The 485-nt window shown below is 61.0% G+C and carries 1 protein-coding gene; it reads left to right on the top strand.

Going from position 1 to position 485, the window contains the following annotated elements:
* Positions 1-264: 264 nt before the first annotated feature.
* Positions 265-485 (top strand): hypothetical protein (locus AO065_RS27205; RefSeq protein ID WP_202907625.1); only part of this gene is annotated, 221 nt, incomplete at its 3' end.

Genomic DNA, 485 nt, shown 5'->3' on the forward strand with positions numbered 1-485 from the left:
CCGGCCGTGCAGTCCGCATCGAGGCAATCGCTCTCGACGACAACAGCTCTCACATAGGACGTTTCCTACTGGGCAGACCGCATTCCGTCGGTCACGGAAACACCCTGACTCTCAAGCGAGAAGAACAGTGAACAACACGGTGGGCCGCTCCGCCCGCACACTCACGACAGAACCCACATCTGTCGTAGGTGTGCCGCACAATGAGCCAACACACTCATACACAGTGCGGGGGAACGAACATGAGCATNCGGCGTAGTGGTCCTGGTGGCCTGGAAAATCGGATCATTCGTCGCCAGATTCCTCGGCGGCCTGCTCATCATTCTCACCATCGCCGGCCTCATCTGGGGTGGCCCCCACTTCGGGGAGATGAACGCACCGTTGGCCCTGGCAGTGGGGCTGGGCCTGTGGCTGTTCGGACACTGGCTGTTCGCGGTCAAGCACAAAGGCTGGCGCAGCTCGCTCGCTCTTCGAGTTTTCAGCCTGCC

The organism is Pseudomonas viridiflava (assembly GCF_001642795.1).
Classification (GTDB): Bacteria; Pseudomonadota; Gammaproteobacteria; order Pseudomonadales; family Pseudomonadaceae; genus Aquipseudomonas; species Aquipseudomonas viridiflava.